This window comes from Hahella chejuensis KCTC 2396 (assembly GCF_000012985.1).
In the GTDB taxonomy this organism is placed as follows: domain Bacteria; phylum Pseudomonadota; class Gammaproteobacteria; order Pseudomonadales; family Oleiphilaceae; genus Hahella; species Hahella chejuensis.
In genome coordinates, this window is record NC_007645.1 from 1,692,448 (window position 1) to 1,718,841 (window position 26,394).

A 26,394-nucleotide genomic window follows, 5' to 3' on the forward strand; every position below is an offset into this window, starting at 1 on the left:
ACGAGCTTGTCTCCCTTGCTCTCTAGCTGGCGGCCGCCGTTTCGGGCGTGCGCAGGGCCAGACGTTCCTTGATAAAGTCGCGCAGGCGTGAAACTCCTTCGCTGATCTGCTCTGGCGTCAGGTAACTGAATGAGAGCCTGATTTCATTGGACTCTCTGGGGGGCGAGTAAAACATCTCCATAGGCGTCCAAAGCACCCCGTATTGCTCCGCCGACGCTTTCAGCTGCGTCAGGGTAACAGTGAACGGCAGCTTGAGCACGAGAAAAAAGCCGCCGTCCGGTCTGTTCCAGGTGATTTGCGAACGCATGGTCGATCCCTTGGGAAAGGCGATCTCAAGCTGATGCAGCAGGTGTTTCAGGTTGTTCTGATAAAAGTGAATCCGGTTTTCACAATGCAGGCGAAGATCTCCCTTGCACTCCAGTAGAACGCCGCCGACCACCGCCTGACAGATCGGCGAGGTGTTTAGCGTCAGCATGCTTTTGATTTTGGTGAGCGCTTGCGCCAGTCGCCGGGATACAACAAACCCCATGCGCACGCCGGGAAACAGAGTTTTGGAGAACGAGCCCAGATACGCCACGGAGCGGCCGTGTCTATCCAGCGAGGCGAGAGTAGGCTTGATGGCGCTCGCCGCGCCGAAAATGCCGTAAGGATTGTCTTCCAGCACGGTGAAGTGATAGGTGTGGGAAAGCCAGACCAGATCCATGCGCTGGCTAAGCGGTAGCGAGACGCCGGTGGGATTGCAGAAGTCGGCGTTGATATAGAGCGCTTTGACTTTATTGCCTTCCGCCTCCAGCGCTTGAATCTTGCTTTCGACTTCACTGATATCCACGCCTTGATCGTGAATATCGAAAGTTTCGACCCGGATATCCAGCAGTCTGGCGGCGCCGATGATGCCGACATACACCGGCTGTGGGACCAGCAGGACATCGCGCGGATCAGCAAACAGGGCGCGCAGCGTTAAAATCATCCCCTCCTGCGCGCCGGAGGTGACCACGATATCCTCCGGGCGACAGGCGACGCCGTCGGTTTTCTCCAGCATATCGGCGATGAGCGCGCGAATGTGTCCTTCCGAGGGGCCGTACTGGAAAAGCTGGGTAATAACGGCGCCTTCGGAGCGATGCTCATGTTGGGTAAGGTGTTCGACATAGCGTTGCAGATAACGGTCGATATCTTCGATCCGAAAGTCCTTCTCGATAGGTCGTCCGGGTGCGAACGATATCGCCTTGGGATATTGCCCGGCGATATCGTTGAGAAAGGTCATGGAATTAAGACAGGGGTCCGCCAGGGATGCGTGCAGTGGCGGCTCTTCATGCCTGTCCTGGGATGGCGTTACGCTCATGGTTCACTCCTTCCAGATTTGCGGACAAAAATCCGGGTCGGCGTAATCCGGATCGCCGTTTTGGTTTTGGCGGCAAAAATAATCGTTGTTGTATTTCAGCGGCTTCCCGTCCGCCATCTGGTGGCGTTTGTATCTATTGCCGCCATCCTGCAGGTGAAGGGAAATCGATACCCGGTCGATCTGGCTGTAATTGGGGGCGCTGCCATGGAAGGTGTGACAGTTGTGGAAGCTGATGTGGCCGCGTTTGCTGGTCATGGGTATTTTTCTGACGGTGTCGCCATTAAGCTGGGCGGTTTCTTCCAGCATGGTTTGCAGCTCATCGATGCTGCGACGCCCGAAGTGACGCGTGACGCTGTCGTCGGCGTCGATTTCCCGCCAGCGATGGCTGCCGTCGATCATTTCCAGCGCGCCCATGCCCTCGAAGCAGTCGTAAAAGTTGATAAAGGCGGTCAGCAGATTGTTGGAAGTGCAGGTAGACCAGTAATGGGCGTCCTTATGCCAGGGCACCACCGGCCGGAACATGCCCTCCGCTGCGAAGTCGCCCCGCGCGGGTTTGGTGATAAGGGCGCTGTTCCACACGCGGATTTCGTCAGTCTGCGCCAGCCGGGCGGCGATGGCGCCAATGATGGGTTTGGTCAGCAGGCGTCGAAACGTATCGCTTTCATAATGCACGTAGTCGTTGTTACGAGCCACGTCGCCGTCTTCGGGAGTCCAGTAGGCCAATGTGGAAGGCATGGTCGGCAAGCGTCTGTCGCGCTTGCCTGCATAATAATCGCGACTTTCCTGAGCGAAGGCGTCCAGCTCCTCATCTGTGAAAACCTTGCCGGTCATGAACCAACCGTGCTCTTGATAAAAACGCACGTCCTCATCGCTGGGCAACAGTGCGCGCTCCTGTTCGCTCAGTGGGTATTCCGCTATAAACACGTCGTCATCCTTTCTAAATTTGTTGTCGGAGAGAGTCGCCGCAGTATGGCGGCGTTTATCAGTAGGCGTCGCTGGCTTCCAGTTGTCGGAACAGGTCCTCGACGTTCTGTTCCGAAAAGCCTTCTTCTTCGTTGCGCTCTATGAACTCGATCATGACCCCGGAGTTGGGGCAACGCACGGTGAAGCGCTGGATGAGTTCCGGGCCTTTGATGGTTTTGGTGCTGAAGTCCAGTCCCTGTTTTTCCAGCTCCTTGCACAGGCTTTCCACATTCTCCACCTCAATGGCGATATGCTGTGGTCCGGGGCCGTATTCGTTGATGAAACGGGTAATCTGGGAGGTTTCGTTGGCGCCTTCCAGCAGAACGAATTTGATCGGTCCTGCTTCCATGACGGCGGAATGCATGGCGCTATGCGCGCCGGTGGTGGTCATGCGGTCGGAGAGGGTGAATCCCATCATGCTGAAATAGCCGATGGCTTGCTCCAGATCCAGCACCGCAATGGCAACGTGATCGATTTTTTTCGCTTTATGCCTGAGCATTAACTTAGACATGCTTTCCCAACCTGTCGTCATAGGGGGTCTCCTTGATATGAGGGATGTTTGGTGCAAATGATTTCCTGGTTAATGTCCGCCAGAGATGCGCAGCCGCAGATATGCATGCTGAGTATGAGGTCGTCGATGAGCTGTCGTAACACGGCGGCGACGCCCTGTGCGCCGGCGGCGGCCAGCCCCCACAACGCCGGACGGCCCACGCCCACGGCGTCGGCCCCCAGGGCCAAAGCTTTGAGAATGTCTGCGCCGCTGCGTATACCGCCGTCCACGATCAGCGGCATGGCCGCGCCCAGGCGCTGACGGATATGTGGCAGCATGTCGATGGCGGAGACGTGATGGTCAAGTTGCCGGCCGCCGTGATTCGATAGATACAGAGCGTCGACTTCGTGTTTCTGTGCGATTTCCGCATCCTGTGGATGCAGCACGCCTTTCAATATCAGCGGCATGCGGGTCTGGCTTTTCACCCAGGCGACATCGGTCCAGGAAATCGCTGGCTCCAGGTGCTCGGCGACGAAAGCGGCGACTCTGGACCGCCCGGAATTGTGTGGTTGAATCAGCGGTTGCTCGCCAGACCTGTCTGCGCTTTTTCGATATCGATTAACATCGAACTCATTACGACGGTCGCGCAGGCGCGCCCCCATGCGGGGAACGTCAACGGTGAGCATGAGGGCGCTGCATCCGGCGTCTTGCGCCTGCTGAATGATATCTCTGTTGCGAGCCCGGTCTTTGTACAGATAGAGCTGGAACATGACCGGCGCTGTCGATTGTTTGCAGACTGTTTCCAGCGGCGTATCGGACATCGTGCTGAGCGCAAGGGGAGCGCCGCACTGGTTGGCGGCGGCGAGCGTCGCCAGTTCGCCGTCTGGATGAACAAGCTGGTGGTGCGCGCTGGGAGCGATGATAAGCGGGGTGGCCGGGGTGCGGCCGTGTTGAACGGGTGACAGGCGGGGCGCGCTGATATCGACTTTGCTAACGCCTCGCAACACTCTGGATATCAGCCTGATTTGACTCAGAGCGTTGATGTTTTCCTTTAAAGTCCGCTCTCGCCCTGCGCCGCCGGCGATAAAGTCATAGACTTCCGGCGCTAAGCGGCGTTTGGCGAGATCTTCCCAGTCTTCAATACAAACCGGCTCCATGCTGGCTCCCTGTGATTGGTTCGGCTTCCTTGTCCGCTGAGGGGCGCATCCTGTGACGATGTTTCGCCTGCTGCCCCTCAGTCGGACGGAAAATATCCAGATTCGTCTATGATTGAATATTTTCGTAAATTTTCTAATTTGTAAGTATTTTTTACTGTATTGGCCACATTAATTCTCTGTCAATGAAAATTTGATGAGATTTCGAATAATGACGAATATTGGGAAGACTGGGAATAAATTGCTCATAACGGGCGTTATGAATGTTTTTCCCCGCTTTCCGTTGCGATCTGTGGCATGGCCAGGCGGGAAAAAGAAAGTTTTTCTCTTTTCTATGCAATCCCTGCGTCGCAACTAGACTATGTCTACATGACCGTTTACATGAACGGATGAAAGGAGCTCAGACCATGACGAAATCGTTGCAGGATCTTCAAGTTGGTGAAAATTTGGGCGAAAGTCGGTGGGTGACCATAGATCAGCCTCTTATCGAACAATTCGCCGACTGCACTCGTGACAGACAGTGGATTCATGTCGATGAGGAGCGTTGCCGGAGGGAGAGTCCCTACGGCCAGCCTATTGCTCATGGCTTTTTGGCGTTATCGCTGTTGCCGGGATTGTTATACGAGCTGATCTCGCCGCCAGGGGAGGGTTATGCGCTGATTAATTATGGCCTGGAGCAAGTGCGATTTCTGGAGGCTGTGCGAAGCGGCGATGAAATTCGTCTGGAGGCGGCGCTGGATGGCATTCAACAAAAGCAAAGCGGAACGCTTTATCGCATAAACTGTGCGGCGCGCATTCATCATCGGGAGAAGCCAGCCTTGGCGGCTGCATTGTTGGTGCTGTGTGCGGAGCTGAAGCCGTAGCCTGTATTGACGCCGGCTTCAGCGCTATCTTGTGTTCGTTTAGAAACCTTGCAGGCTGGCGAGGTCTTTGACTTTACCTGCGCTGACGGTGCAAAAGCTTAAAGGAGCTTGCTTTTGCTGATCGCTGATAACCTTTACCTGAGCCGCCGCCACTTTGCGCAGGCTGTCGAAAGGCAGTGTGGTCACGGAATCGTCTTTTTGGGTGAGGGCTCTAAGAAGTTTGCTGAACATGATGTCGTATCCCGTAATTATTGTTGCTTACATTCAGTAGCGACCTTCTCTGACCAATCCCGTCAAAAAAGTAAAAAAATGTCATATTTGGCTGGGCGAGCGGCGGGTCTCTGCGGTCCTCTTGGGTGCGCGGACAATAAAAACATGAGATTATCACCGCCCATCTTTCGAAATACCCTGTAAGAGAATTTCCTGAATGCAACGAAAACTCGAAGACCGATCCTTTCTGCTACTGTTGCTGGTTGTGACTTTTGGGTTCGGGCTGCTGATATTGCCGTTCTTCTACGCCATATTCTGGGCGGCGATGTTAGCGATACTGTTTGCGCCGCTGCATCGCTGGCTGATTCGGCGCTTCCCCGGGAGAGACAATATCAGCGCCCTGCTGACGCTCCTGGCCAGTCTGTTGATTGTGGTGATTCCTCTGGCGGTGATGATGACGATGCTGGCGAAAGAGGGCGCCAGGGTATATCAGCAGGTAAGCTCCGGCGAAATCCAGCTGCAGGCGTTGGTGGATAAGGCGAGGGCGACCATGCCGGTGATTCAGGAGCTGGCTGAACGCTTTGATATTGATCTGGGCAACGTCAAGCAGATGTTGTCGCAAGCCGCGTTGACCGGCAGTAAGTTTTTCGCCACCCAGGCATTCAATTTTGGCCAAGAGTATCTGCAGTTCACTGTCAGTTTTGTGTTGATGCTATATCTGACATTTTTCTTTCTGCGGGACGGCGGCAGTCTGATACAACTTTTAATCCGCGCTCTGCCATTGGGCGACACCCGTGAAATGCATCTCTTTCAGAAGTTTGCGGAGGTATCCCGGGCGACGGTGAAGGGAAACCTGGTGGTGGCTATCGTACAGGGTACCCTGGGAGGGCTGATCTTCTGGGCGCTGGGGATCAAAGGCGCGCTCCTTTGGGGTGTGGTGATGGTGGTGTTGTCTTTATTGCCGGCGGTGGGATCAGCTCTGGTCTGGGCCCCGGCGGCGGCGTATTTGTTTTTTAGTGGCGACGTCTTCAAAGGCGTTGTGCTGGTGCTGTTCGGCTTTTTTGTCATTGGGCTGGTGGATAATGTTTTGCGTCCGGTATTGGTGGGGCGCGACACCAAAATGCCGGACTATCTGGTCTTGCTGTCGACGCTGGGAGGTTTGTCGCTGTTCGGCTTGAACGGGTTTGTATTAGGACCGGTGTTGACCGCCTTGTTCCTGGCGTTTTGGCAGATCTTTATGGAAGAGTTCAACAATAACGAAGAGAAAAGTATTTCGGATGAGGAAGACGCGTCCGGTGGGTGATCAAGCCGGGCGCGCGGCGCCCGGCAATGGCTGTCAGCCGAGGTAGAACGAGGCTTCCGGCATCGTCATTAAGCTGTCCGCACCAGCACTGACGCTTGTCGCCAGAGAGCGTGTGCGAGGCAGCAGGCGCTCAAAGTAGAACTCCGCTGTGTGCAGCTTGGCCTGATAAAAGTCGTTGTCTCCGATCTGTGAGTCCAGCTTCTCCTTCGCTGTAACCGCTATCCGCAGCCAGAAATAAGCCAGGCAGACATAGCCGGAGTACATCAGAAACTCCACTGACGCGGCGCCGATCTCATCTGGATTGGTTTTAGCCTTTTCCGCTACGCCCTGGGCGAGTTGCAGCCATTCATCCAGGTGTTGCAGAAGGGCGTCCGTCCAGGCGCTGAAACGACGGGCCTCATTTTGGCCTTCACAGTAAGCGCGGGCTTCATTGACGAACTGACGCAGCAGTTCGCCTTGGCTGCCGATAATTTTGCGAGCCAGTAAATCAATGGCCTGGATGCCGGTGGTGCCTTCATACATGGTGCAAATGCGGGTGTCTCTGGCCAATTGCTCCATGCCCCATTCCTTGATGAAGCCATGACCGCCGTAAACCTGCATGCCGTAGCTCGCGCACTCCTGCGCGGTTTCCGTCAAAAAGGCTTTGACGATTGGCGTCAGCAGCGCCAGTTTCGCCTCGGCGGCGGCTTTAACGTCAGCATCTTCGCTGTACAGGGTCAGGTCTATCTGCTGGGTGCAATACATCGCCAGGGCGCGTCCGCCTTCTCGAATCGCTTTCTGCGTCAGCAGCATGCGCCGTACATCGGGATGCACGATGATCGGATCGGCGGGTTTGTCCTTGTTAACGGGGCCTTTGAGCGAGCGCATCTGGAGACGATCGCGAGCGTAGCTGATCGCGCCTTGAAACGCCGCTTCCGTGGCGGCCAGCCCTTCCAGTCCTACGCCAACGCGAGCCGCGTTCATGAAGGTGAACATACAGTTGAGGCCGCGGTTGGGCTCGCCGATCAGATAGCCGCGCGCGCCGTCGAAATTCATAACGCAGGTGGCGCTGCCTTTGATGCCCATCTTATGTTCAAGGGAGCCGCAGGAAAGTGAGTTGGGCGTTGTGATTTCGCCGCCGTCGGACACATTGAACTTGGGAACGATAAACAGGGAGATTCCTTTAGTGCCTGCCGGCGCGTCCGGCAGGCGGGCCAGGACGACGTGGACGATGTTGTCGGACAGGTCATGGTCGCCGGCGGAGATGAATATTTTGGTTCCGGTGATCGCATAGGCGCCGTCAGGCAGGGGCTCGGCTTTGGTTTTCAGGAGTCCCAGATCAGATCCGCAATGGGGCTCAGTGAGACACATGGTGCCGGTCCAGCGACCCGCAATAAGATGAGGTAAAAAGCGCTGTTTTTGTGAGTCCGAACCGTGGGCGAGGATAGTTTCAATACAACCCTGACTCAGTCCGGGATACATGGCCCAGGCGTGATTGGCGCCGGAAAACCACTCGGATAGAATGCTCGACAACGAATAGGGCAAACCCTGACCGTCGTACTCTAACGGCTGCGACATGGCCGGCCAGCCGCCCTCGACATACTGCTGGTAGGCTTCTTTAAACCCTTTAGGCGTCGTCACTACGCCGTCATTCCAGGAACAACCCTCTGTATCACCCACCGCATTCAGCGGCGCCAGGATATTCTCCGCAAACTTGCCGCCTTCCTGCAGGATCGCCTTCACCATATCCGGCGTCGCATCCGCGAACCTCAGCCTTTCGTAATGCTCGAAGAAACCCAACAGTTCATCCATCACAAACGCCACATCACGCTGTGGAGCTTTGTAGTTCAACATATGCCTACCTCGTATTATCAATCCCGAACAGCCAAATAGACTCAGCCCATGAACCCAGTTTACCCGTAGAGGCAGGTTAAGCCGTTGGTGGTTTTTGACAAAAATGATGCTACTTCAGACGATAGGGGGAGTAGATGTTTTGTAAAGGGGGATGATTTATTGATGGGAAAAAAGTGATAGGGTCATGTGTTTGGCGTTGTGATCAGGGTGGGAGAAAGGTGCGCACTGCTCATGAAGAGAACTCAGTTACAGCAATTTTGCTAAGTTATTTACGACCTGAAAATGTCCAGAAGATATTTGGGCAATTGGCAAAGAGTAAATATATTGGCAAAATTATTGTTTCTAATAACAACCCTGACATTGATCTTTGTCTATATATTGAACAGCACCCGAAGCTAAGTTTAATTCAGCAGGTCGTTCACTATCCGCCTTGGATAAGATTTGAATTTGCTGCTCATGATTCCGCCAACTATTTTTTGTCCATTGATGACGACATTTTTTTATCATTGGAACAAATTGATCTCTTACTTGAGCGATTATTTAATGGCCCTGCCGTGCCGCATGGAGTGTGGGGACAACGAATAGTTAATACTCCTAAGGGGCTCAAGTTGGTTGACGGCGTCCAGAGGGAGAACCGAAGCGTAGATGTGCTTAATAGAGTGTACGCCTGTACAAAAGAGCATGTTTTAAACTCCTTTAGACTGTTAAAAATTTTAGGCTTGAATCACGCCAGAAAAATCGGCCCCTTCGAAGATGTTCTTCTAAGTTTCGGGTCAATGGAGAAACCACTATGCCATGACTTGGGAGTATTAGATGAGTGTGACTCTTCGAGTAGCATGGAAAAAGCGTTGCATATGAAACCCGGCTTTATTGGGCTCAGACAGCAGTTGGTTTTAGATATATTTGAGCGTTCTAAAGATATACCTTGGCTTGGAGCAGATAGATGCAAGGTTGTTGAATTTTTAGACGGATATGAGCGTTTTTTGCTCGAAACGTAGCTTGGGTCAGATTGTTGCCAGTTATGATGTATGGTGATTAAATGACATTATCTTTTTTCTATAGAGAGCTGTTAGGTGAAGCGTTGTAAGGATACTGTAACGAGGATGCGTTTCTTCCTTTTAGCTCAGTTCACATCGTTTATATTATATAAAGCAATAGGCCGCTGACGACAGGCGCAAAGTCTGCCGTCAGCGGCTTTTTTATGCGTTAAAAAAGTCAGTCGAAGTATTTCAGGAGTCATCGAATGGTTGCGGTCGTTTCAGGGGAAGGTCTGGGATTGTTTGGCGCGTCCTTGTCAGGCGCGGGCGCGGGGTTATCGCAAGCGGGCGTCGGTCAGAGCGGCGAGCGGGTCTACGTCAACGCCGTCACGGGCAACCTGGTGCTGCAGCGCCGCGATGAACTGCTGTTAGGCGCGGGGCGCGACGCCAGCCTGATCCGCACCTACAACAGCCAGGGCCGCTTCACCGACGACAACGGCGACAACTTCTACTTCAGCTTCAACCAGCGTCTGGAATTCAACGGCGGCAATCTGAACAAAGCCGGCAGTCTGATCACGCGGATCGCCGGCGACGGCAGCCGCACGGACTATCATTATGACGAGAGCCGCGGGCTGTATGTCTCCAGCGTCGGCGAAGGGGCCCACGACACCCTGGAGTTCCGCGGCGGCACCGGTTCTGACGCGTTCCTGTGGACGGAAGGCGAGAGCGGCGCGCAGGAAGTGTACAGCTGGCAGGGCAAACTGAGCGCGCTGGCCCATCGCGACGAACCGGGACGAGTGACCATCAGCCGCAGCGCGGCCGCAACGACCCTGACGACGGCGTCGGGGGAGAAACTGGAGATTCAGTACGACGGCGCCGGCCGGGCGGTGCTGGTGAAGACGGTGGGCGCGGACGGCGCGCAACGCAACCAGACATATTACGGCTATGACGCCCAGGGCCGTCTGACGACGGTGACGGTGGACCTGACCCCGGCGGACAACAGCATCGGCGACGGCCGCACCTTCGTGACGCGCTACAGCTACGACGGCGACAGCAAACGGGTGGCGAAGATGCAGGCCAGCGACGGCGTGTCGGTGAGCTTCCAGTACCAGGACATCGGCGGCGAATACCGGGTGACCCGGGTGACCCAGGGCGACGGCGCGGACGCTATTGTCACCACTTACGCCTACGATCTGGCGCAGCGCACCGCGACGGTGACGCGGGTGTTGGACCCCGCGACGCTGAGCGGCCTGCAGACGGTGCTGCGCTACGACGAACGCACGCGCCTGGTGGAAATGCGCCTGCCGCAGCAGGACGGAACCCAGAGCGTGCGCCGCTACGCCTACGACGCCGACGACAATCTCATCCAAAGCACGGACGCCGACGGCCACAGCGAGACCTACCGCTACGACGCCATGGGCAATCTGCTGACCCATACCGACCGTTTGGGGGGCGCCACCGACTACACCTATAACGCCCACAACCAGACCCTGACGGAGACCACGGACGGCGCCACCCAGCGCTACGTTTACGACAGCGCGCACCGTTTGCGTTACCGCGTGGACGCCGAGGGCGGGGTCACCGAATTCCGCTACAACCACCTGGGCCAGCTGACGGCGACCCAGGGGTACTTGGCGCGCTACGACCTGAGCGGCCTGAGTTCCAATCAAGCGCTGAGCGAAGGACCTCTTAATACGTGGGCGCCCGGCGCCCGGGCGCAGGGAACCAGCCTGACGGAATACGCCTACGACTTCCGCGGCCAGCTGAGCCGTCAGACCCGCTACAGCAAGACTGACGCCACGGGCGCGGGAATCGGCGCGGCGACGACGCACTTTATCTACGACGCGGAAGGACGCCTGCTGAAACAGGTCAACCCCGAGCAGGCGGCGCCGACGGAGAACGCGAGCGCGGCCCCGGAGAGCCTGGGGCATCGCACGGGAGAAACGCTGTACGTCTACGACGGCCTGGGCCGGCTGCTGTCGGTGAAGGACGCGCTGGGCGCGGTGACCACGCAGACCGAATACCAGGGCGCGACCATCCTGAGCCGCGACGCGGCGGGTCTGCAAAGCGTGAAGACGTACAACAGCGCCGGCGCGCTGATCGACGTGGTGGAGCGCGACGCCGGCGGCGCCCAGCTGGGCAAGGCGCAACAGTACTACGACGCCCAGGGCCGGGTGATCCGCAGCGTGGACGCGCAGGGCGCGCAGACCCGCTACATCTATGACGGCCAGGACCGGGTGCGTTTTGAAATCGACGCCCTGGGCTACGTCACGGAGAACCGCTATGACGCCCTGGGCCGGGTGACGCAAACGCGTCGCTACGAGGCCGCCTATGGCGGCGCCGACGTGAACCTGACGGCGCTGGAAACGTTCGCCGCGGGCCAGAGCGCGATCACGACGCGACGCTTCTATGACGCGGCGGGCCAGGTGCGTTTCGAAATCGACGCCCAGGGCTATGTGACCGGCTACGAGTACGACGGACAAGGGCGCGTTGCGAAGAAGACCCGCTACGACAAGGCGGCGGACCTGAACGCGGCGAATCTGGCGTCGCTGGCGGCGCATGCGCCGAGCTGGCGCGGCGACGGCGTCGTGCAGATCGACGCGGGACGGATTATCAAGACCGCCGCCACCGGACTCAGCGGAGGCCGGGCGGTGGCGAACGAAACGCTGCGACAAGGCCGCGGCGCGCTGGAGTTCACCGTGGCGGCGCTGCCGACCGGGGCGTCCCTGGGCGCGGTGGGTTTCAACAAGACCCCGGAGACCGTCCTGAGCGGGAACGCTTACCTGAATGAAGTGGACCTGGGCGTTTTCATCCGCGACCCGGACGGGGCGGGTTCGCAGGGCCACAGCCTGATGATCCAGGTGAACGGCGTGCGCACGGAGCCAACCTCGGCGACGCCGATTCAGGTCGGCGACCGCCTGCGCATCGAAATGCGGGGCGCGGACGCGCGCATCCTGCTTCAGCGTCCTGGCCAGCACGGCTTCACATTGATACAGACCCTGACGGGCGTGGTGGATGCGAACGCGAATTACACGGCGCAAACCAACCTGTACGGCGCCGGCGCGGCCATTGAGGCGGTGGCGCTCAGCGGCGATGCGGACTACCACAGCGCGGGCGTCTCCACCCGCTACGTCTATGACGCCAAGGGACAGGCGCGCTTTGAGGTGGACGCGCAAGGCTACGTCACGGAGAACCGCTACGACGCCCAGGGGCGCGTGGTGGAGACGGTGCGTTACCTGGACGCGCAGGCGTTGACGCCGGCGCAGCTGGCGCAACTGCAGCGGCAGGCGGACAGCGGCGCGGCGGGGGGCGTGGGAGACGTCGTCTTGGACAGCGAAACCCTGCCGGCGCCGGCGGGCTGGAGCGAGTCAACCAGCACAGCGGGCTATGAAGGCCGACAGTACCTGACGGCCAAAGGGGCGTCTGCTGCGGTCGAGTGGCGCTCGGCGCTGACGCAGGCGGGACGCCATGGCGTGTACGCGACCTGGACCGCGCACGCCAATCGGGCGAGCAATGCGACCTATCGGGTTCATCATGTGGACGCCGCAGGCAAGGCGAGCGTGACGGACGTGAAAGTGAACCAGCGGACGCAGGGTGGTCAGTGGGTGTTGCTGGGCGACTTTGATTTCGGCGCAGAAGGCCGGGTGGAGCTGCTGGGCGGCGGAGATGGCTATGTGGTGGCCGATGCGGTGAAATTCGCGCGCGCGAACTACGCCACGCAGAGCAAGAAAGTCGTGTACGACGCCCAGGGTCGTGCGCGTTTCAGTCTGGACGAACAGGGCTATGTCACCGAGAACCGCTATGACGCGGCGGGCCGGGTCGTGGCCACCCTTCGCTACGATAGCGCTTACCAGGGCGACGCATGGGGCGAGAGCGACCTGGAGACCTTCGTCAACGGCGAACCCCCGGCTTCCCACTCCCAACGGGTCTACGACGCGAAAGGCCAGACGCGCTTCACGATTGACGGTTTGGGCTACGTCACCGAGAACCGGTACGACGCGCTGGGCCGTATAACCGAAAAACCCAGTTACAGCTCCGCCTACACGGGCGCCGCTTTTACCGAAAGCGCCCTGCAGAGCTTTATCAGCGGCAAAACGCCAGCTGCCCATTCCCGGTTGGTCTACGACGTCAAAGGCCAGGCGCGCTTCACCCTCGACGCCCTGGGCCAGGTAACGGAGACCCGTTACGACAGCCTGGGGCGGGTAATTGAAACGCTAACTTACAAAGGCGTTTATACCGCTGCGAGCACTACCGAAAGCGATCTGCAATCCTTTGTCAATGGTAAAACCATTCTTACTAAATCTCGTGTGATCTATGACGCCAGAGGCCAGGCGCGCTTCACCCTCGACGCTTTGGGGTATGTCACCGAGAACCGCTACGACGCCCAAGGGCGGGTAACGGAGAAACAACGCTTTAATGCGATCTACACCGGTGCGGACTTTAGTGAAAGCGCCTTGCAGACGTTCACGAACGGCAAAACCCCGGCTTCCCATTCCCGATTGGTCTACGACGCTAAAGGCCAGGCGCGCTTCACTCTGGACGCTCTGGGTCAAGTGACGGAGAACCGCTACGATGCGTTGGGTCGAATAACCGAAAAACTCAGTTACAGTTCTACATACACCGGCGCGGCATTTACTGAAAGCGCCTTGCAGACGTTCACGAACGGCAAAACCCCGGCTTCCCATTCCCGGTTGGTCTACGACGCCAAAGGCCAGACGCGCTTCATCCTCGACGCCCTGGGTCAGGTGACGGAGAACCGTTACGACGCCCTGGGCCGGGTGACCGAAAAACGCAGCTACAGCCATGCTTATACCGGCGGCGTATTCACCGAAAGCGCCCTGCAGACGTTCGCAAACGGTGAGCCCCCCGCCTCCCGCACTCGTTTGGTCTATGACGCCAAAAACCAGGTGCGTTTTGAGGTCGACGCGTTGGGACAAGTAACCGAGACCCGCTACGACGCGTTGGGACAAGTGATCGAAACGCGCAGTTACGATGGCGTTTATACGGGGACCAGCGCTACCGAAAGCGCTTTGCAGTCCTTTGTCAGCGGCAAAACCGTTCACGCTCGATCTCGCGTGGCCTACGACGCCAAAGGCCAGGCGCGCTTCATCATCGACGCCCTGGGTTACGTCACCGAGAGCCGTTACGACGCCCTGGGACAGGTGGCGGAAAAACTCAGCTATGACCGCGTTTACGCCGGTTCGGATTACAGCGAAGCGGCGCTGACCCAGTTCGTCAGCGCGCAAAGTCAGCCGCGCAGCGCGCGTCTGGTGTATAACGCCAAGGGACAGGCGCGGTTTGAAATCGACGCTCTGGGCCATGTGACGGAGCGGGAATACGACGCGGCGGGACGGGTGATCGCCACCTACCAATACGATGGAGCGCTGCCGGCGGATGCGACCTACACCGAAGCGGGCGTGGAGCAATGGCTGCCGCAGGCGGCGGAGTGGTCGAAGCGCACCGGCGCGCTGGTGGGCGGTTCGTCGCGCATTGAGCAGCTGGACGTACCGGAAGCGAGAGAGTTTACCGGCAGCGTGAGATCGCGGCAGACCATCCGCGGTGAAGGCTATGTGGAGTTCAGCTTGCCCTCGGAAGGCGTCAATGCGGTGTTCTGTGGTTTCAGCGAGAAGGATGCGGGGACTTCCTACGAGGATCTGAACTTCGCGTTTTACCGCAAGCAGGGCGGCGTGGTGCGCTGCTATGAAGATTCGGCCAAGGTGAAAGAGCTGGGCGTGTTGCCTGGGGACACCCGTTACCGCATCGAGCTGAAAGACGGCAAGGTCAACTACTACATCAAGCGGGAAAGCGACGCGACTTTCACTTTGGTGCACACCTCCACCAGAACGGTGGAGCCCGGCAAGGCGTACGCCATCGACAGCTCCTTCTACAAAGGCGGCTCCCTGCTGAAAGACGTGGTGATCGGAACGCGACTGGACGCCCCGGCGGGACGCGTGAACGTCAGCCGCACGATCTACGACGCGCGCGGTCTGGCGCGCTTCAGCCTGAACGCCCTGGGGCAGGTGACGGAGACCCGTTACGATGCGGCGGGCAGAGCGACGCAGACGCTGCGCTATGAGACCGCCTACAGCGGCGCCGATTACAGTGAGGCGGCGCTGGCGCAGTTCGTCGCGGGCGAGACCCGGGCGCAACATGCCTACATGGTGTACGACAGCCTGGGTCAGGCGCGCTTCAAGCTGGACCACCAGGGCCATATCACCGAACTGGAATACGATCACAACGGTCAGGTGACGCGCACGCTGAGTTACGTCGCGGCCTATGACCTGAGCCAGCCGCTGACGGCGGCGGCGCTGGAAACTTATGTGCAAGGCCACGCTTCAGCCGGGGACCGGGTGGAGCAGGTCTTCTACGACGCCCGCGGCCTGGAAATCTACCGGATAGACGCTGGCGGACGCCTCACCGCACAGGAATATGACCACGCCGGTCGTCTGACCCACCGCGTGCGCTACGCCGCCAGCCTGAATCTCGGAACCGCCGCGACCCTGACGCAAGTGACGCAGGCGGCGGACGCCCATCGCAGCGTGGCGGCGAACCAGCACAGCCGTCTGGTTTACGACGCCCTGGGACGTCTGCGCTACAGCCTGGACGGCGAGAATTACGTCTCGGAAACCCTGTACAACGGACAGGGGCAGGTGACGGAAGAACGCCGTTACGCCGCCCCCTGGACCCAGGCGGCGACCCTGAGCGCCCTGACGGGGCTGCACCCGGACGCCGAGACCCGCATCACCCGCTACGCCTATGACGACGCCGGCCGCAAGATCAGCCAGTCGCAGCGGCTGATGACCGGCGGCGCGGAGACCTGGATTACTGAAAGCTACGCCTACGACGCCCACGGCAACCGCACGGCGGTGACCGACGCGCGGGGCAACGTCACCAGCTTCGCCTACGATGCGGACAACCGCCTGATCGCCAAGCTGACGCCGAAAGACGCTATCGACGATGCGGACATCAGCGCCAGCGCGCGCAAAGGCGCGGTGACGCGCTACCAGTACGACGGCTTCGACAACCTGATCCAGGAAAGCCAGTACGTCACCGAAGTATCGATCCATGAACGCACGGCGGCGGATTACGCCACGGCGAACGTCCCGGCCAATAACGATCCGGTCAGCGGAGACCGGCATACCCGCTACGAATACGACGCGCTCAACCGTCAGGAGCGCATCCGCACGCCGGAGCTGAATGGCGTCTCCACACTGACGCGCAAGGAATACGACCGCTACGGCAACGTCACGGCCTTGATCGAAGCGGAAGGCTCCGCTCTGGAGCGCACCACGCGTTACGAATTCGACGACCTGAACCGGGTGGTGAAAGAAACCAAAGCGTTCGGCACGGCGAACGCCAGCAGCACGGGCTATGTTTACGACGCCTTCGGCCAGGTGGAGCGGGTGATCGATCCGCGCGCCTACGAGATTCTCGACAGTCAAAGCGACTGGGCCAAAGGGGAGCGGGCGCGGTTGCGCCTGCTGGCGGAAAACTATCAGGCCAACCCTGCGGGACTGTGGCAGTCTCAGCAGGCGCAGTGGCTAAAGGACAATGCGTTATTGCTGAGCTTCCTGAGCCGGGAGCACCTGCCGGAGGGCGAGCACCGGGCGTTGCTGCTGCAGATTTACAGCAAATCGCAGACGTTCGACGCGCGGGGCCTGAAAACCTCGGAAACCAACGGCGAAGGCTATACGACGCACACGCAATACGACGCGTTCGGCAACATCACCTCGGTGACCGACCCGAACGGCGCCACCGGCTACTTCTTCTATGACGCCCTCAACCGCCAGACGCTGCAGGTCAGCGCCGGCGGCGCGGCGAAGGACTTCACCTACAACGCGGCGGGACAGGTGATCGCCCAGCGCAGCTGGGCCAACCGGATCAACGCGGCGTCCCTGGCGGGCAAAACCGAGGCGCAGGCGCGGGCGATGCTGACGGTGGACGCGGCGCATGACCAGTTCACCCGCAGCGACTTCGACAGCCTGGGCCGACTGAAGACGCAGACGGCGCAAGCGACGTCTGCGCAACAGGTCAGTGAAAGCTACAGCTATGACGCGCAGGGCAACCGGATCAGCTGGACCGACCGTGGCGGCCATGTTTACGCCTACCGTTACGACGCGCAGGGACGCCTGCTGGAGACCATCAAACCCAGCGTGCGGGTGACCTTCAACGCCGATGCGAGCCTGACGGGAGAGCGGCGTCTGAGCGACCGCAACAGTTACGACGCACTGGGCAACCGCATTCGCGTGGTGGAAGGCGGCTATCGCGATGCGGACGGCTCCTACAAAACCATCAGCGGGCAGACGCGCGCGACGGAATACGTTTACGACAAACTGAACCGGGAAGTTCAGGTGTGGTCGGACCTCATCGACATCGGCTTCGCCAACGACGCGGGCGAGATCCGACGCTATAACCGGGTGCGGCAGGTGACCCAGCGCGAATACGACGCCTTGGGCAACCAACTGAAAGAGACCGTGCAGGCGTTTCAGGTGGACGGCGCCAACCGGCCCACCACGGCGGTGGGCGCGCAGCGCAAGCAACTGTTCGAATACGATAACCTGAGTCGGGTGAAGGCGGCGGTGGACGCGGCCGGCGGCGTGACCGCCTACGACTACGACCCCAGCGGCAACCGCATCCTGGAGCGACGTTACGGCGAGGCCTTGAGCAATCCCGGCAATGCCGCGCTGGCGGCGTTGCTGGGCAAAGATACGGACGATTACCGGGAACTGCGTTACACATTCGACCTGAACAACCGCCAGGTGGAGACACGCACCCGGGGCGAGACCCACTTTGATCTGGCGCTGAGCAATCAGCAACTGGCGGCGCTGACCCAGGGCGAAAGCGCAGTGAGCAAGGGCTTCTACAGCTCCGCGTACAGCCAGGAGGAGGTGGTGACGCAAACGCTCTACAACCGCAACGGCGACGTGATCGCGGAGCGGGACGGTCGCGGCGGCGTGACGCGTCACTTCTATACGGCGCAGGGCGACCTGCAGGCGACGCTGGCGGCGGGCGTCACGGATTACCAGCGCGAAGGGGGAGCGGTGACGGTGACGCGCCGTCACGCCCTGACGCAATGGACGACGGACGCATTAGGCCAGATCCGGGAGCAGGTCCAGTACGCCTATGAGGCGAAAAAACCCGCAGAAACGGCGACCCTGGCGGAGCTGCTGGCGAACGTGGCGGCGCAGCGGGCGGCGGCGGAGAGCGACGCGGCGAAGCTGGCCGGGCGCGACCTGACGGACCTGAGCGACGCGGAAGTGGCGCAGAAACTGGTGCGGGGCGACCGCAGACAGACATACGACTATGACCGCCTGGGACGCCGCATCACGGAAACCGTGCACGGGGTGGAGGACTACCAGTTCGTGAACGGGGCGCCAAAGAAGACCACGGCGAGCAGTCGCAGCACCCGCTACGACTACGACAACCTGAACCGCCTGCAACGCACGATTGCGCCGGGAGAAGGCGCGGAGACGCTGCGCACGCTGGAGACGACCTACGACGCCCTGGGCCGCAAGACGACGGAGAAAGGACAGAGCTTTACGGACTACAAAGGCCGCATGGCGCGCGCGACCGTGACCTATGGTTATGACGCGTTAGGACGTCAGGTGACGCAGACGCGAGTGGCGCTGGAGGCGGGCGCCAACCAGACCAGCCGCACGCTGGTGAACGCGCTGGGCTTTGCGGTGGCGGACATTGACGCCAGCGGCGCGCGGACGGATTACGCGACGGACGCGTTCGGCGCGGTGGCGGAGAAAAGCTGGAGCCAGCGGCAGGCGGAAGGTGGTAGCCAGAGCTATTGGAACCGTTACTGGTATGACGGCGCCGGCCGTGAAATCAAGCGCGTGGACACCACCGGCCTGAGCCACGAGACGCGTTATAACGGCTACGGCGACATCACGGCGAAAGGGATGAACGGGCAATACCAGGAGCAGTTCAAGTACGACCGCCTGGGCCGTCTGTTCAGCACCAACAAGGAAACCGGCGCGCCGCAGCTTTACCTGTACGACAAGAACGGCAACGCCTCGGCGGAATTCATTCTGGTGGACGACCTGAAGGACGCGTCAGGCAATCCGATCGACCTGGCGACGCTGACGTCGCCGGAGCAGGTGAAGGCGCTGGGCGTACTGCAGACGCAGATGAAAGTCAGCGTGTATGACGAACGCAACCGCCATACGGACACCTTTGAGGCGCCTCATGATTATAGCCAGTTGAGCGCTTCTTTGACGGAAGAGGAGGTTGATAAGAATTGGAGTTCAACCGTCGACTTTGAGGAGTACAGGCAACGACTGCTGGGAACGCAGGCGCCTCAGCCTGGGCTTACAGCTTGGGAGGATGTCAAAGAGGAAACGACGGTAGAGTATAACGAAAAGAATGTTGGGTATTATTCCAGTGCTCCAGGCACAAGTTCTTCTACCTCTCCTATTGGATTCGATGGCTTTGATTTAACTCAGGTCGAATCTGCGCTGGCGTTGCAGTATGAGTTAACAAAAGTAGGTAAAGGCTTAAGTGACGTTGCATTAAGTAACGCCACCAATAGCTACGACTCCGCCTGGCAAGCGGAGAGAGTGGAAAAAGATCCAGCAAACGAAAATAGGTATATCAAAACAACTGTCCGAATCTGGCGAGCTGCTGAGCCAGTAGGGACCGCCCATAATTACTATATCTATCGTGACGTGCAGACGCAGGAGTTTACCTTCAAACCTGATCTTGAGTTGGACGCGGAGGCGCTTTCAAGCCTCAAAATCGAGGAGAAGGAAAACAGCTATCACGTATTGATCAGTTATGAGCGTGGCGGAACTGTGACAGTGACTGCCCCTATGAAAACCACTCATGACACTAAGAGAGTCAGGCTTGAAAGAAGTGTTGTTGATGAGTATGTGAAGGTAGGCGGAAAAAAAGGAGAGGTCAAGGCTATTGGCAGGGATGTGGTGGAAATAGAAGGAGCAATAGATGTAACGCATGCTATAGGAACATATGGTCAAGCTACTGCGGCAATATGGAAAAATTTATATAAAGTAAAAATTCCACAGCAACTTAGAGAATTAGGGCTTCCATTAAAAGTCGATTTTTATTATGGATCTAAGCTGGTTAACACAGGGGTGTCGACCAATATTTCTGACTATGTTGAGTTTCAACATAATGGGAGTGTCGGGAAAGGGGGGATTCATGATCAGACTGTCTCCTTTAAGATTTATGTTCCATCGCTCGGTGGTTTAAAGTTATTTGAAGGTAGTTATAGTTTTTCGTTAAATCAAGGACGACGAACGACGAGGGTATCTAAACCTACTGAATTTGGTATGTTGATTATCGGTGAGCCAAATACTCTGGATTCAATTGTGGGCTCGCTTTCTGCTCCAAAAGATCATGGGCTTCCAAGTAAAACAACAGTCACAATCAACGGGAAAGAAGATGTTGTATATGCGGATGAAAAATACGGTTGGCCAACTACCGCAAGATGGAGTAACTCATATACAGTTGAAATTCCTCCTGAGCTGAAACGGCTTGGGGTTCCGCTAAAAATAAAGTTTTCCAGTTCTGAGAAGGTTGATGAAAAGATAGTTAATCCGGGGCAGCAAAGTATTGTTTTTACCCATGTAGGGCGGGTCGAAAGGTTTGGTCGTAATGACTTTCCTGGTCAGACAGTAGGTTTTAGTATTTATGTTCCAAGCATAAGTAATATTAAAGTTTTTGATGGCGTATATAACTATTCTCTTCAGGAAGGGAGAAAAACTGGTTCAGCTACAAGTACTAGTTTTGTTGAATCCGCAGAGTTAGGCGGGCGGGCTATAAAATATAAAGATAGATTTTACTTTACGCTTTCTGAAGGGGCATATCAGTTAGATTATGAAACACGTAACGCACAAGGGGGAGTTCAAAATAGAGCTTCAGCCAGCGTTTATGTAGGAATGGGATCTGGTAATGTAGATGGCTATAAGTATGAGTTTATTCATAATTACGTAGTATCTAAGAAAACACACACAGAGTCAGCCCAGACAACATCGTCAGAAAATATAGGCGGCTCCTGGAAGCTAGAGAGTCCTGAGCAAAGAAATGTAATTCAAAATTACCGCGTTAGTTGGTTGTTAGGTGAGCAGTCAAGTTATCAGATTCACCGCAGTCAGAGATACAACGCGTTTGGCGAGATTGTAAAAGAGGTGGATGGTAACGGTAACGCCACTCACATGGCCTATGACGCTCAAGGCAGACTTACTTATAAAGTTGATCCGAAAGTGGCTGTATATCAGGATCATGGGCCTGAGTCCGCAAGCGATTCTAATAGTTCATTGAAGTCGCTAAACGCCCATCCTGTAACTAAATACTATTACGACGGTCAGAATAACCTCGTCGCAAGTCAAGATGCGAACAGCTATTTGCATCAACAGAAATCGGGGTATTCCAATGAATGGAAAGGCGATACAGCATTTTATCGTGGTCAGGAGTACGCTGCAGGACAAGTCGCGTCTGAAGTAGATGCGATGGGAGCGAAGAAGACTTATAAGTACGATCAGTTAGGCAATAAGCGTTTAATGATCGATGAGTTGGGTCGCTATCATTCTTTCATTTATGACAAAGCGAACCGTTTGCAGGAAGTTCGTCAATTTAGCTCTCTCAGCAACTATCTCCAGGGCTCGTCATATTCCAGTGAGCGTTATAGTTATGACGAAGCTGGCAATAGGATCACTCATACTAATGCGGCGAACTTTCAACAGAAGTATTTTTATGATGGTGAAGGGCGTATCACTAAGCATATCAGCTTCGACGATGGCGATATCTCCAATAACAGCGCCAAATGGGAAAGAAGAGAAACCTATTATAAATATTCCTATGACGCTGAAATCGGCGGCATTGGCGGTTTCAGAAAAACGACGGAAAATGGTCTTAATACAGAAACCAACGCTAACTATAGAACGAATCACCTTTTAACCGATGACGTCGATTATTTTGGAAAAATTCGCTACCACAAGGACCTGGGGGGGCATGAATTCTATTATGAGTATAACCAAGCTGGCTGGTTAACAAAGCAAACCAGCAATACAGCATTTAACTACTCTGATAGCATCATTCCTGCAGACACAGGAATTGCCGATAGGGTGAGGCAGCGTAAGTCACAAAAGATTGAGTATAAGTACTATGCGAATGGAAGTTTGCATCAAGTACTTGATGAGGGAGCTAAAAGCTTTACTGAATTTCGGTATGACGCCAATGGAAATGTTGTTGGCGAAACCTATCGTAGTAAGCCATTTTCTGACTTGGCGGGTGGGCTCGAGAACGACACGCTTCCTTATCAAAATGTGACGGCTAAATATGATGCGCTAAATCGTGTCTATGAAATTGATGATTATGACTACAAGCTCAATTACTTTTATGACGCGGTGGGCAATCGTCGTAGGGTGAAAGCTGAGTATGACAATGCGGCTATTTCAAGCGATAAATATGGAGAAAATAAGCTAACGCAGGATTTCTATTATCTCTACGATAAAGAGAATCGCTTCCTGGTAACCATGGGTGCGCTAAATCAAGCTGCTAATGGAGTGCGGAGGATTGGCGCAGGGAATACGGGATATTCTATCAAGTATGACGCTATGGGGCGTCGCCTCAGTAGCGATAGCGCGCAACTATCCGAAAATAGCGGTTCTCCACAAGAGGTTCGGCAGAAATACGGCTATGACGAAAGAGGCAACCTGGAAACCATCTGGTTATATGACGAAAAATTTAAAGATGCTACTGGCGCAAACTTTGATGCTGGGTATGTTTTAATCTCACGGAGAGAGAACATTGATCCGTTAGGAAGAACGAAAAAGAAAACCGAGTATAAGTACGAAAAATATAATGGAAACGTTCAGACGTTCAAGGTCAGTGAAGAATCCTATGATTATAATGCTGATAACCGTCTATTAGAAAGTAAGATTACTGTCGCTGATAGCCGCGCTGTCGATAGAAGTATTAAATATCACTATCTAAATGACGGTCAGACTCTGCGTCAAACGGAGTTTAAAGGAAGTGGCGATGATGCGAATAGTGTTACTGACTATTTCTATGATTCTCAAGACCGCTGGGATACTTATAAGGAAAGTAAAGTTACCATCACGGCTACAAAGAGTGGCGTAGATAACTGGAAACCAGGAACTTCGTATTACGCATACGACGCCAACGGCCATAATCTGTTTGTATACGACCATGCAGCGGACCGTAGCCTGAGTTACGTCAATAATCATAATGGGCAAATACTTTTCCGGGATGAAGTGGACTGGGAGGAAAAAGGAGGTAAGGCGCCGGTCCGACGCAAATTCTTCTATCTGAACGGTATTGTTCGAGGCGATATGGGGAGTGATGATGTTCCATCTCGCACTGACTATGTTCAGCATTTGGCTAACATGCCGGATACAGAACACGTTGTTGGCCAGGAGCAGGTGACGATCCCGGTTGGAAAAGAGGGACACTTTACCTTCAATCGGGATGTTAAGCGTAAGGTAGGGTACTCAAATCTGAAGCGAATAGTTCCTGTTACCTCTGCGGACTTCGATCAAAACTTTCAGCCTATAAACTCGAACTATCCGGGTAAGGCGCCGACATATTATCGCGTAAACAGTGGCGACACTTTGGCGACGATTGCTTCAAGACTCTGGGGCGACGCCAGTCTTTGGTATCTGATTGCTGATGCGAACGGGTTGTCAGGAGATCAGGATCTAAAAGCAGACTTGAATCTGGTCGTCCCGAACGTGGTAACGAACATCCACAATAATGCGTCAACGTTCAGGCCTTACGATCCTGGTCTGGCGTTGGGCGATACGACGCCGACACTGCCTGAACCGCCTCCTCCGCCCAAGAAGGGCAAATGTGCCGGCGCCGCGATATTTGTGATGATTATCGCAATCGCCGTAACCGCTATAGTGGCTCCGGCAATGGCGGGCGTTGTTGGTGATGCGCTGTTCTCTGCAGGCATGACTACCGTTACCAGCATAGGCGCAGGTGGCGCCACTATAACCACGCTAACAGCGGGAGCAAGCGCCTTTGCAACAGCGGCGGGGGCATTTGTCGGCGGCCTTGCCGGCAGCGCTGTTTCTCAACTTGCGGCAAAAGAGCTGGACCTTCAGGACCACTTTTCACTTCGGTCTGCGCTACGCGGAGGGCTTACTGCCGCCGCCACGGCTGGGGTCAGCCAGTACATGGGGTGGGGGAAAGATATATCTTGGTCGGCAACCGCCGGCAAAGCTTTGACGGCGGTAGGCGCAAACTACGCCGCAGGTAAACTCGTCAATCAAGAGACTCACTTCAGATGGCGAGATGTCGCTGCAAGTCTGGCGACGAGCGCCATTATGGGGGGAACCGGACTCGGTAAGACAGGCAGTATTCTTCACAGCGGACTGGAAGCGCAAAGCTGGATGCCGAGCCCCCTGAGCACGCCTCTATCCTATTCAGCGATAAGCGGAATAACGTCGGGAGTCGTGTCTGAAGCAGTGAAGACTGCTGTTTATGACAGTGAAGACTATCGTCCTGACTATGTGGGGATGATAGCGGGGGTTGTTGGGAGTACTTTAGGTAGATTGGCAGTTGATGGATTAGCAGGAAGGAGCCAGCGCAGCAACGCTTTGGAAGTAAAAGCTGAAGCAGCAAAGAGCCAGGGTGGCAATGCATTGGAAGAAAAAGCTGAAGCAGCAAAGAACCAGAGTGGCAATACTTTGGAAGTAAAGGCTGAAGCAGCCAAGAGCCAGAGTAGCAATGCTTTGGAAGTAAAATCTGAAACAACCTACCCTAAAAAAATTATATATGAAGACGGTCGGCCAGGCTTTTTATATGAGGATGGTACTATATCAATAGGCTTGCCTGACTCTCCTTTATTATTGGTGGAAGACCTCCCTGAATACCCAACGAATACAGGGGGAGATGTAAATAAGGAAAAGATTAATACAAATTCTTATGGCGCGCCTAGGACGCTAGGTGCCACGGAACCTAGTATGCTGGAATCGTTAGGGACGCAATATGATTATTTCTTCGGTGAGTGGGAATTAGGGACGAAATATGATTATTTCTTAGGTGCATGGGAGTTAGGGAAGCAAAGGGTGTTAGACAACCTTGACCAAGCAGCAATACAGGATGATGGTGGCATTATAACTTTTGCAGCAGCATTTATTAAATTCCCTGCTGAGATTGGGTTTGGGCTAATTGATACAGGCTTATCTCTTGGTGGAATTGCTGTATCGCCAAAGGTACGCCAATACCAAGTAGAACAGTGGGAATCTGCATGGAAAGACTTTACTACTACGTCACCCCTCATCATTGATGAGCTTGCTACAGATATCTTCTCTGGAGAGGATGATATCAGGTTTACTATAGATAGTGATAGGGAGGTGATTAATGGGAAGGTGGTGATTGGGACTGATTTTTACGGGGCACAGTTTAAAAATGTCAATACGGCTGAAAAAAAAGGAGGGCGGTTTAAGACGGATGACGTGGTTAGATACGCTTCTGATTGGGATGGTAATAATTCAACCTCTATAATTCTTGAAAAAACAATGGAATCTTTCTTTTTTCCATTACCTAAAGCATGGAAAGAAGCCGGTATAAAAATGGAGGTTTCAGCTGGGGCAAGATACAACCTGACTAGTTCGCAAGTTCGGTCTGCAGTTAACTTTAAGTTTAAAACGCCAGTACTGGACTTTGGTATTGATTGGAGAGGTGCGAGTCACAAGACCTCTAATGAGGAAGATTTTTATAATATTCTTGATGAGGGTGACGGCTATGATAACAGCGATTATTAAATCCTCTATGTTTTCCGAAAATGTTTTTTGTAAATCGGAGGACGTCAACTTGTCTATGTATTCGTATTCTCTAAATGGTTTCTTTATTGATATTGTTAGGAGTGGTGATGTTGTTGCAAGAAGTGACTGTCTGAATGAGCTTGAATACCCTATTGGGAAGAAGTGGAATATACATAGATGTTATAAAGGAAAATTGATTGATAAAGTGATTGACTCTGATGGTTGTGAGCTGCTAAATATTGAGCGAGATTACAGGCCTGGTACATATTCGTTTTTTAATAATTATCTAAAAATAGATGTTCTTAATGAACGGTTTTCGATGGTTACTGAGCGTAAGCAGTGGAAGCTGTTTTCTCCAATAGAAGTTAAAGCTTTCTGTGAGGGGGATGTTGATATGGATTTATTGGTGATAAGTCTATTGTTGGCTTGGTTTAGATATGAGTATAGCTCTCATGATCAAATGTATTAATTTTCTTTTTTGGGAATATAAACTTCCCCTCTC

At 55.4% G+C, this 26,394-nt stretch carries 11 protein-coding genes; 5 read left to right on the forward strand and 6 right to left on the reverse strand.

The genetic code is table 11. The features are described from left to right. Nucleotides 1-22: 22 nt before the first annotated feature. From HCH_RS07585 to HCH_RS07600, 4 genes are read right to left on the reverse strand one after another with little or no spacing between them, the layout of a single operon-like run. Entirely contained in the window at nt 23-1,339 is a 1,317-nt protein-coding gene (locus HCH_RS07585; RefSeq protein WP_011395601.1) for a PLP-dependent aminotransferase family protein, read from the reverse strand. A gap of 3 nt (nt 1,340-1,342) precedes the next feature. Beyond that, nucleotides 1,343-2,263, reverse strand: a complete 921-nt coding sequence (locus HCH_RS07590) for a phytanoyl-CoA dioxygenase family protein (RefSeq protein WP_011395602.1) — start codon at nt 2,261-2,263, stop codon at nt 1,343-1,345. 58 nt (nt 2,264-2,321) lie between these two features. Beyond that, on the reverse strand, nt 2,322-2,834 hold the full coding sequence (locus HCH_RS07595) for a VOC family protein (protein ID WP_148212514.1): 513 nt from the start codon (nt 2,832-2,834) through the stop codon (nt 2,322-2,324). Then, entirely contained in the window at nt 2,831-3,949 is a 1,119-nt protein-coding gene (locus HCH_RS07600) for an alpha-hydroxy acid oxidase (RefSeq protein ID WP_011395604.1), read from the reverse strand. Before HCH_RS07600 ends, HCH_RS07595 begins: the two co-directional genes overlap by 4 nt. Before the next feature lie 404 nt (nt 3,950-4,353). On the opposite strand from HCH_RS07600, the gene HCH_RS07605 reads away from it, so the two are divergent. Further along, entirely contained in the window at nt 4,354-4,809 is a 456-nt protein-coding gene (locus HCH_RS07605; protein WP_011395606.1) for a MaoC/PaaZ C-terminal domain-containing protein, read from the forward strand. Nucleotides 4,810-4,848: 39 nt separating this feature from the next. Here HCH_RS07605 and HCH_RS07610 read toward each other — a convergent pair whose 3' ends face one another. After that, on the reverse strand, nt 4,849-5,040 hold the full coding sequence (locus tag HCH_RS07610; protein ID WP_011395607.1) for a hypothetical protein: 192 nt from the start codon (nt 5,038-5,040) through the stop codon (nt 4,849-4,851). Between the two features lie 196 nt (nt 5,041-5,236). Here HCH_RS07610 and HCH_RS07615 point away from each other — a divergent pair, with 196 nt between their 5' ends. After that, the gene (locus tag HCH_RS07615) at nt 5,237-6,322 is read left to right on the forward strand and encodes an AI-2E family transporter (RefSeq protein WP_011395608.1); all 1,086 of its coding nucleotides are present in this window, start codon (nt 5,237-5,239) and stop codon (nt 6,320-6,322) included. Nucleotides 6,323-6,355: 33 nt separating this feature from the next. Here HCH_RS07615 and HCH_RS07620 read toward each other — a convergent pair whose 3' ends face one another. Next, on the reverse strand, nt 6,356-8,155 hold the full coding sequence (locus HCH_RS07620) for an acyl-CoA dehydrogenase C-terminal domain-containing protein (protein WP_011395609.1): 1,800 nt from the start codon (nt 8,153-8,155) through the stop codon (nt 6,356-6,358). A gap of 218 nt (nt 8,156-8,373) precedes the next feature. Here HCH_RS07620 and HCH_RS07625 point away from each other — a divergent pair, with 218 nt between their 5' ends. The 3 genes from HCH_RS07625 (at nt 8,374) to HCH_RS07635 (ending at nt 26,361) form a co-directional block, all read left to right on the forward strand. After that, nucleotides 8,374-9,153, forward strand: a complete 780-nt coding sequence (locus HCH_RS07625) for a hypothetical protein (protein ID WP_148212515.1) — start codon at nt 8,374-8,376, stop codon at nt 9,151-9,153. Nucleotides 9,154-9,398: 245 nt separating this feature from the next. Continuing rightward, the gene (locus HCH_RS07630; protein WP_011395612.1) at nt 9,399-25,892 is read left to right on the forward strand and encodes a LysM peptidoglycan-binding domain-containing protein; all 16,494 of its coding nucleotides are present in this window, start codon (nt 9,399-9,401) and stop codon (nt 25,890-25,892) included. Continuing rightward, nucleotides 25,873-26,361, forward strand: a complete 489-nt coding sequence (locus HCH_RS07635; RefSeq protein ID WP_148212516.1) for a hypothetical protein — start codon at nt 25,873-25,875, stop codon at nt 26,359-26,361. The genes HCH_RS07630 and HCH_RS07635 overlap by 20 nt, the downstream gene beginning before the upstream one ends. Nucleotides 26,362-26,394: the final 33 nt, after the last annotated feature.

What these genes read in the sequence shown, in the direction of transcription:
- HCH_RS07620 (WP_011395609.1), bottom strand. Translation starts at nt 8,155, where the DNA reads ATGTTGAACTACAAAGCTCCACAGCGTGATGTGGCGTTTGTGATGGAT.
- HCH_RS07615 (WP_011395608.1), top strand. Translation starts at nt 5,237, where the DNA reads ATGCAACGAAAACTCGAAGACCGATCCTTTCTGCTACTGTTGCTGGTT.
- HCH_RS07600 (WP_011395604.1), bottom strand. Translation starts at nt 3,949, where the DNA reads ATGGAGCCGGTTTGTATTGAAGACTGGGAAGATCTCGCCAAACGCCGC.
- HCH_RS07595 (WP_148212514.1), bottom strand. Translation starts at nt 2,834, where the DNA reads ATGACGACAGGTTGGGAAAGCATGTCTAAGTTAATGCTCAGGCATAAA.
- HCH_RS07635 (WP_148212516.1), top strand. Translation starts at nt 25,873, where the DNA reads ATGATAACAGCGATTATTAAATCCTCTATGTTTTCCGAAAATGTTTTT.
- HCH_RS07585 (WP_011395601.1), bottom strand. Translation starts at nt 1,339, where the DNA reads ATGAGCGTAACGCCATCCCAGGACAGGCATGAAGAGCCGCCACTGCAC.
- HCH_RS07630 (WP_011395612.1), top strand. Translation starts at nt 9,399, where the DNA reads ATGGTTGCGGTCGTTTCAGGGGAAGGTCTGGGATTGTTTGGCGCGTCC.
- HCH_RS07605 (WP_011395606.1), top strand. Translation starts at nt 4,354, where the DNA reads ATGACGAAATCGTTGCAGGATCTTCAAGTTGGTGAAAATTTGGGCGAA.
- HCH_RS07610 (WP_011395607.1), bottom strand. Translation starts at nt 5,040, where the DNA reads ATGTTCAGCAAACTTCTTAGAGCCCTCACCCAAAAAGACGATTCCGTG.